At 65.6% G+C, this 7,703-nt stretch carries 6 protein-coding genes; 4 read left to right on the top strand and 2 right to left on the bottom strand.

Annotation, left to right across the window (positions count from 1 at the left end):
• Window positions 1-9: 9 nt before the first annotated feature.
• The gene (locus AB0N24_RS21690; RefSeq protein WP_364128872.1) at window positions 10-504 is read right to left on the bottom strand and encodes a methylated-DNA--[protein]-cysteine S-methyltransferase; all 495 of its coding nucleotides are present in this window, start codon (window positions 502-504) and stop codon (window positions 10-12) included.
• 61 nt (window positions 505-565) lie between these two features.
• Window positions 566-2,089, bottom strand: a complete 1,524-nt coding sequence (locus AB0N24_RS21695; RefSeq protein WP_364128875.1) for an AlkA N-terminal domain-containing protein — start codon at window positions 2,087-2,089, stop codon at window positions 566-568.
• 93 nt (window positions 2,090-2,182) lie between these two features.
• On the opposite strand from AB0N24_RS21695, the gene AB0N24_RS21700 reads away from it, so the two are divergent.
• From AB0N24_RS21700 to tyrS, 4 genes are all read left to right on the top strand, one after another.
• On the top strand, window positions 2,183-2,836 hold the full coding sequence (locus AB0N24_RS21700) for a DNA-3-methyladenine glycosylase (protein ID WP_364128878.1): 654 nt from the start codon (window positions 2,183-2,185) through the stop codon (window positions 2,834-2,836).
• Window positions 2,837-2,919: 83 nt separating this feature from the next.
• Window positions 2,920-3,477: an adenine phosphoribosyltransferase gene (locus tag AB0N24_RS21705; RefSeq protein WP_364128880.1), complete on the top strand. Its 558-nt coding sequence runs from the start codon at window positions 2,920-2,922 to the stop codon at window positions 3,475-3,477.
• 144 nt (window positions 3,478-3,621) lie between these two features.
• Window positions 3,622-5,850, top strand: coding sequence for an AAA family ATPase (locus AB0N24_RS21710; protein ID WP_364128883.1), 2,229 nt, complete (start codon window positions 3,622-3,624; stop codon window positions 5,848-5,850).
• Between the two features lie 122 nt (window positions 5,851-5,972).
• Window positions 5,973-7,292, top strand: a complete 1,320-nt coding sequence (tyrS, locus tag AB0N24_RS21715) for a tyrosine--tRNA ligase (RefSeq protein ID WP_364128885.1) — start codon at window positions 5,973-5,975, stop codon at window positions 7,290-7,292.
• Window positions 7,293-7,703 lie beyond the last annotated feature (411 nt).

The following is a 7,703-nucleotide window of genomic DNA, read 5'->3' on the forward strand; positions in this document are numbered from 1 at the left end:
CCGCCGGCGTCAGCGTTTTTCCCGTCCCAGCAGGCTCTCCTTGACCGTGAGCCCCCACCTGAATCCGCCCAGGGTCCCGTCCGTCCGCACCACGCGGTGGCACGGCACGAACAGGGCTGCAGCGTTGAAGGCACACGCGCTGGCCGCGGCGCGGACAGCCTTCGGGTTCCCGGACAGTTCAGCGTATTCGGTATAGGTCACCGGCCGTCCGGGGCTCACCGTCCGGAGCACGTCCCAGGCGTGGCTGCGGAACGGCCCGGACTTCTGCAGCACCGGCACCCGCATGGCGGGCTCCGGATCGCCGGCGTAGAAAGCATCCACGGCGTCAGAAATTTCGCCCAGCCCAAGAACCGGAACGAACTCATCCGGCAGCAGTTCAGGATGGATCTGGCCCGTCAGCTCCGCCGGCTCCGCGGTCCAGCCGGACGCCAGGACGGCACCGTCGCGGGCAATGATGGTGAACGGGCCGTCCGGAGTGGACATGGTCAGCAGTACGGCTTTCATGGCTTTGCTTCCTTGGGTTGAGTCTTCGTGGGTCACGTCTTTTTGGGTCACGTCTTTCGGGTCAACCTGCCGGAACGGCAGACAGCGTGCCTGCCGGCAGCTTGGGTTTGGGCCAGGTGCGCAGGGCCGCGGCGCGCCAGAGGTGCATGGTGGCATACGAACGCCAGGGGCGTACCTCGGTGAAGTCCGGGGTGTGTTCGCCGGGCAGCCGGTGGTGGTCCTCCTGTGTTGCAGCGTCGAGCGCAAGGATCCCGTTTTTCACCGCGGCGTCGTTGGCCAGGAACACGTCCGGGGCACCGATCACCCGCATGGCCACGTATCCCACGGTCCACGGCCCCACCCCGGGGAGCGGGAGGAGCTTGGCCTGCAGCCCGGCGAGGTCGTCGCCGTAGCCGAATTCCAGGTGGCCGGAGGCCATCGCGGCAGCGGCGGTACGGACGGAATCGATCCGCCGCTGCGGACCACGCAGCAGGCCGAAGCCGGGGTCGGCGATCTGGGCGGCCGTGGGGAACAGCCGGTGCAGGCCGTCCGCGGGCACCAGGCTCTCGCTTCCGCAGGCGGACAGCTGGGTCAGCGCGGTCCGGGCAGCCGCGACGGTGATCTGCTGTCCGATCATGGCCCGGATCAGCAGCTCCTGCGGATCCACAGCCCCGGGCATCCGCATGCCGGGCAGGGTCGTTACCGCCGGCGCCAGCCGAGGGTCGGTTGAAAGCGCGCTGTCGATGGCCACCGGGTCGGCATCGAGGTCCAGGAGCCGCCGGACCCTGCTCAGCAGTGACGGCAGGTCCCGCAGGTCCACCGCCCCGATGGTGAGGATCAGGGGCCGCCCCGGGGCGCCGTCGTCGTACTCAACGCTGAAGCGGGCATCGGCGTGGGGGAGCCGCAGGGTCCTGGCGTAGGAGGTTGCTGTGCCGGTCTCGATCCCGGGGATGGACCGGACCGCGAGGAAGTCGAAGATGCCCGGATCGAACGGTTCACGGTAAGGCAGGCTGAGCGTCAATGCCGTGGTGGCGGCCGGTGCCCGGTGGTGGCGGGCGGTGGCCCGCAGCGCTGTCGGCGTCATGGCGAAGACCTCGCCGATGGTTTCGTTAAACTGGCGGACGCTGCTGAACCCGGCCGCGAAGGCAACGTCGGCGAGTTTCATCCGGGTGGACACCAGAAGGGTCCGGGCGGTCTGCGCCCTGCTGGCCCGTGCCAGGGACAACGGACCGGCGCCCAGCTCGTGGCTCAGGATCCGGTTGAGCTGCCGTGAGGAGTAACCGAGCCGCGACGCCAGCCCCTCCACGCCATCGCGGTTGATCACGCCGTCGTTGATGAGCCGCATGGCCCGGCCCGCAATGTCGGAACGGATGTTCCACGCGGGCGTGCCCGGAACTGCTTCCGGAAGGCAGCGCTTGCACGCCCGGTACCCCGCGTCATGGGCGGCAGCGGAGGTTTCGTAGAACGTGACGTTCTCCGCCTTCGGCGTCCTGGCCGGGCACGACGGACGGCAGTAGATGCCCGTGGTCCGGACAGCCGTGTAGAACTGCCCGTCGAAGCGGGTGTCGCGGGCATCGATTGCCCGGTAGCGCTGCCAGAAGTCCATGGCTCCATCCTGTCAGCTCGGCGCACCCGGTGCTAGCGGAAATCGGACACGGCCGTGGCGGCTTGGTTAAGGCGACCTTGTTAAAGTCGATGCATGAGCAGCAGCCCGCCACGAGCCGGACACGAACACTCCGTGCGTCAGCTGCTGTCCGGGGACGCCCGGCACGTGGCGCCACAGCTGCTGGGCGCCGTGCTCAGCTACGCCAGTCCCGAGGGTTCGGTCTCGGTGCGGATCACCGAGGTGGAGGCCTACCTCGGTCCGCATGACTCGCAGCACCCGGACCCCGGTTCGCACACCTTCCGCGGACCCACTGGCCGCAACAAGCCCATGTTCGGACCGGCCGGGCACCTGTATGTCTACTTCACTTACGGGATGCACTACTGCGCCAACATTGTCTGTGGACCGCCGGGCGTTGCCTCTGCGCTCCTGCTCCGCGGCGGGGAAATAGTGGGTGGCGAGGAACTTGCCCGCGCCAGGCGTCCGACGTCGAAATCCCCCAAGGACCTGGCCAGCGGGCCTGCCCGGCTGGCCACGGCGCTGGGACTGACGACGGCGGACAGCGGCCGGGACGCCCTCAGCGAACCGTTCAGGCTGGAGCTGCCGGTGTCACGGGCACGCGACATCAGCACGGGGCCGCGCGTCGGGGTTTCAGGTGCGGGCGGCAGCCACGCCTATCCGTGGCGGTACTGGCTGACCGGTGATCCCACGGTCTCGCGTTACAAGGCCGCGAAAGCCCGTCCGGTTTAGGCGCCGCTGCTCCACGGGTGTGGGCGCCGATGCTGCACGGGGCGGACCGTGAAGAATGGCCGCCACCGGCATAGGGTGGATGCGTGAATCAAAGCGAGCCGGGCCAAGCCAGAAGAAGCGTTCCCGTGGACCAGCTGATCAACAGCCTGTGCGCCACGGTGCCGGACTACCCCAAGCCCGGAATCGTGTTCAAGGACCTGACGCCCGTCTTTGCCAACGGTGCGGCGCTGCACGCGGTTGTGGACGCACTGGTTGAGCCGTTCAAAGGACAGTTCGACGCCGTCGCCGGAGTTGAGGCCCGCGGCTTCCTGCTGGCAGCCGCTGCCGCCTACGCCACCAACACGGGCGTCATCACAGTCCGGAAAGCCGGCAAACTCCCTCGCAAGGTGGTCGCGGAGGACTACGCGCTGGAGTACGGCACCGCGACGCTTGAACTGCACACCACCGACCTGCCGGCCGGAAGCCGTGTACTGATTCTCGACGACGTCCTGGCCACCGGTGGCACGCTCGGCGCCGCCACGAGGCTGTTCGAACGCTGCGGAATCCACGTTGCCGGGGTGGGTGTGGTCATGGAGCTCGGCGAGCTTCGTGGGCGTTCGGCACTTACCGGCCACCGTGTCCGCTCACTCATCCGGATCTGACGTGGTCCTGCCGGGACCGGTGCTGCGGGGAGTCCGGCCGGGCCGAGTGTGGCGCCGGAAACGGCGAAACTAAATGTTTCGGGCGCGTTCATCAAAATGGTTGTAGAATGGACGGTCCGTCTTTTGCGATAGGGGAAAGTCTCGATGTTCGACGCTGATTTGGCCCATGAACGGGACTACGTTGCTGGACTGTATGCCCGCCTCGATGAGTTGCGCGAGGAAAAGCGCACTCAACTGGCCCAGGTCCGCCGTGCCGGAGCCGTGGGAACCATGCAGAACGTTTCCGAACGGGACGCGTTCGCGGCCCTCTATGAGGACCGCCTGGCGCAGCTGGATGCTGTGGACGACCGGCTGGTGTTCGGCCGCCTCGACCTGGACTCGGGGGAAGCCCAGTACATCGGCCGTATCGGCCTGACCACGGATGACCTCCAGCGGCTCATGGTTGACTGGCGTGCACCCGAAGCCGGGCACTTCTACCAGGCCACGGCCTTCGACCGCCAGGGTGTCCGCCGCCGCCGCCACCTGATCCTGCAGGGCCGCCAGGTCAAGGCCATTGAAGATGACGTCCTTGACGCCGGCATGCTGGCCGACAATGAATCGCTGCAGGGTGAGGGCGCGTTGCTGGCGGCCCTGAACTCCAAGCGCACCGGACGCATGTCGGACATCGTGGGCACCATCCAGTCCGAACAGGACAGGATCATCCGCTCCTCCATCTCCGGAGCCGTCGTCGTTCAGGGTGGCCCCGGAACGGGCAAGACCGCCGTCGCACTGCACCGGGCCGCGTACCTGCTTTATACCCACCGCGACCGGCTCAAGACTGCCGGTGTGCTCCTTGTGGGCCCGTCGTCGTCGTTCATGAAGTACATCGAGCGCGTCCTGCCGTCCCTCGGCGAGACGGGCGTCGTTATGGCGAGCGTCGGCCGGCTGATGCCGGGCATCAACGCCGTACCGGAACAGGAATCGGACGTCGCCGCGGTCAAGGGACGGCTGTCCATGGCCGAGGTGGTGGCGAATGCGGTGTCCAACCGGCAGCGGATCCCGGCCGAGAACCGGATCCTTGACGTGGACGGCCGCAAGCTGCTCCTGACCCCGCGGCAGGTCCGCCGGGCGCGGGAAAAGGCCCGGGCCACCCACAAGCCGCACAACGAGGCGCGCGTGACGTTCGTGAAGATCCTGCTCCGCGAGCTGACCGAACAGATGACCGAGCTGGTGGAAGCCGGCAGCATCGGCAACAACGCCGACCGCTCGTATCTGGCCGAGGACGTCCGCACGGCACGCGATGTCCGGATCGCACTGAATCTCTGCTGGATGCCGATGACACCGGAAAAGCTCATCTCCGAGCTGTTCAGCAAGCCTGCCATCCTGGAAGCCTGTACGCCTGACCTCACCGACGCTGAACGCGCCCTGCTAAGCCGTCCGGCTGACAGCCCGTGGACCGAAGCGGACGTGCCGTTGCTGGATGAAGCCGCCGAACTGCTTGGCGAGCTTGATCCCGCGGCCGGCCGCGGACTGGCCCAGCAGGAGCACGACCGTGCACGGGACATCGCCAACGCGAAGCAGACGCTGGTGAACATGGAAACCGCCGGCGTGGACGTGCTGATGACGGCCGAGGAACTCGTCGACCAGAACCAGGAGCGCGAAGCGCGGCTCACTGCGGCGGAGCGGGCAACCAGCGACCGCACCTGGGCCTTCGGGCACATTGTGGTTGACGAGGCCCAGGAACTGTCGCCGATGCAGTGGCGCCTGCTGGTCCGGCGCTGCCCGTTGAAGTCGTTCACGATCGTCGGTGACATCGCCCAGACCAGTTCCGTCGCGGGCGCCAATTCCTGGCAGGGCGCGCTGGAGCCGATGTTCGGCGACCGCTGGCAGCTCGAGGAACTGACGGTCAACTACCGCACTCCGTCACAGATCGCTGAAGCCGCGGCCAGGATGGCCACCGCTGCAGGGTTGGTTGTTTCGGCCCCCAAGGCCGTCCGTGAAGGCCGCTGGTCGCCGATCATTGACCGCGTGGATGACGGTTCCGTGGTCAGCCGGCTCGTGGAGGTCCTCCCGGACGAGCTGGACGCGCTCGACGGCGGCTTGCTCGCCGTGATTGCCGACGGCGAACTGCTGCCGCAGGCCACGTCGGCGCTGCGCGCCGCCTACGGCCGGCGCGTCGGTACCGGTGCCGGCAGTTACGAGCAGGACATTGTCGTCATCAGTCCGAGGGAAGCCAAGGGCCTGGAGTTCGACGGCGTTGTGGTGCTGGAGCCGGCCATGATGCTCAACCATGAGCACGGACGGGTAGGCGACCTTTACGTTGCCATGACCCGGCCGACGCAGCGGCTGCGGCTGATCGCAGCCGCCCCGGTGCCGGCAGGCATCGAACGCTAATCCCCGATGGCGGGAGGACCGGACCTACCGGCCTCCTGCCGCCCCGGCGGCACCGCCGCGCTGCGCTGGCCGGACTTGTCACGCTGCGCTGGGGACCAGCCAATCCTGCTAACTTAGATCACGTGTCCCAACTAAATGATCTCGAGTCCCAGCAGAACGATCCGAGCTTTGCCAACATCTGGCAAGAGCTCAACTGGCGCGGCCTGGTCCACGTTTCCACTGATGAAGTGGAACTGGAGAAGCTGCTCGCCGGGGACCCGATCACCTATTACTGCGGGTTCGACCCCACAGCACCCAGCCTGCACCTGGGCAACCTCGTGCAGTTGCTCCTCATGCGCCGGCTCCAGCTGGCCGGGCATAAGCCCCTGGGCCTCGTTGGCGGGTCGACAGGCCTCATCGGTGATCCGCGGCCGACGGCGGAACGGACCCTGAACACCAAGGACACTGTTTCCGAGTGGGTCGGGTACCTCCAGGCACAGGTCCGCCGCTTCCTGAGCTTCGAAGGCGAAAACGCCGCCAGGATGGTCAACAACCTGGACTGGACCGCCCCGCTGAGCGCGATCGACTTCCTCCGCGAAATCGGAAAGCACTTCCGTGTCGGCACCATGCTCCGCAAGGACGCCGTTGCCTCCCGCCTCAGCTCGGATGAAGGCATCAGCTACACCGAGTTCAGTTACCAGATCCTTCAGGGGATGGACTACCTGCAGCTCTTCCGGGACTACGGTTGCGTCCTGGAGACTGGAGGATCGGACCAATGGGGCAACCTCACCAGCGGCACCGAACTCATCCGCAAGGTTGAAGGAAAGCACGTGCACGCACTCGGCACACCGCTCATCACCAATTCGGACGGAACTAAGTTCGGCAAGAGCGAAGGCAACGCCATCTGGCTCGATCCGGAGATGTGCAGCCCGTACGCCTTCTACCAGTTCTGGCTTAACACGGCCGATGCCGACGTTGCGGCGAGGCTGAAGGTCTTCACTTTCCTGACCCGCGCCGAAATCGAAGCCTTGGAAGTTTCCATTGCCGAACGTCCGTTTGCACGGGAGGGCCAGCGGAGGCTTGCGTTCGAAGTGACCTCGCTTGTCCATGGCGTGGAAGCAACTGAGAAGGTCATCGCCGCCTCGGCGGCACTGTTCGGTGGCGGGGACCTCGCGGCTCTGGACGAGCGCACCCTTGCGGCCGCAACCGCTGAACTGCCTTTGACCCGCATTAACGCCGATGGCCTCGGCATCGTTGACCTGCTCGTGGCCTCCGGGCTTTCGGACAGCAAGTCGGCTGCCCGCCGGACCGTGGGTGAAGGCGGCGCCTATGTGAACAACACCAAGGTGACTGATCCCGACGCCGTCATTCCAGGTACCGAACTCCTGCACGGGCGCTACCTGCTGCTGCGCCGGGGGAAGAAGAATCTTTCGACCGTGGAAGTAGAACTCTCCTCGAACTAGCAGTCTCCAGGAGTCAACCGCACGCTCCTCTCCGGCCGATTTGCACGGCCGGGGAGGAGCGTGTATTGTTTTCTGAGTCGCCGCCGCTGAGTGGTGACAGACCCCCTACAAATGAGAAGCAATTCTTCATGCGCAAGGCGCAGAGATGAAAATTGCTTCAAGTTTTGCTGGGCGGATTCATTCCACCGAGTGAATTTCTGGAGAATATCCGGATTTGCAAAGTGGAAATGAATGAAATAAGCTAGAAACATCGCAGCGAAGAAATACTAACAAAGAATTCATCGGAATTCAAATATTTGTTTGAGAAGTATTCGAATGTGTCTGTTGTTTGAGAACTCAATAGTGTGCCAAGTTTGTTGATACCAATTTATTTATATGGATTGGTTGTTTTGGCCAGGCCTGTCCACCCCG

The organism is Arthrobacter sp. NPDC093128, assembly GCF_040683875.1.
Taxonomy (GTDB): Bacteria; Actinomycetota; Actinomycetes; order Actinomycetales; family Micrococcaceae; genus Arthrobacter.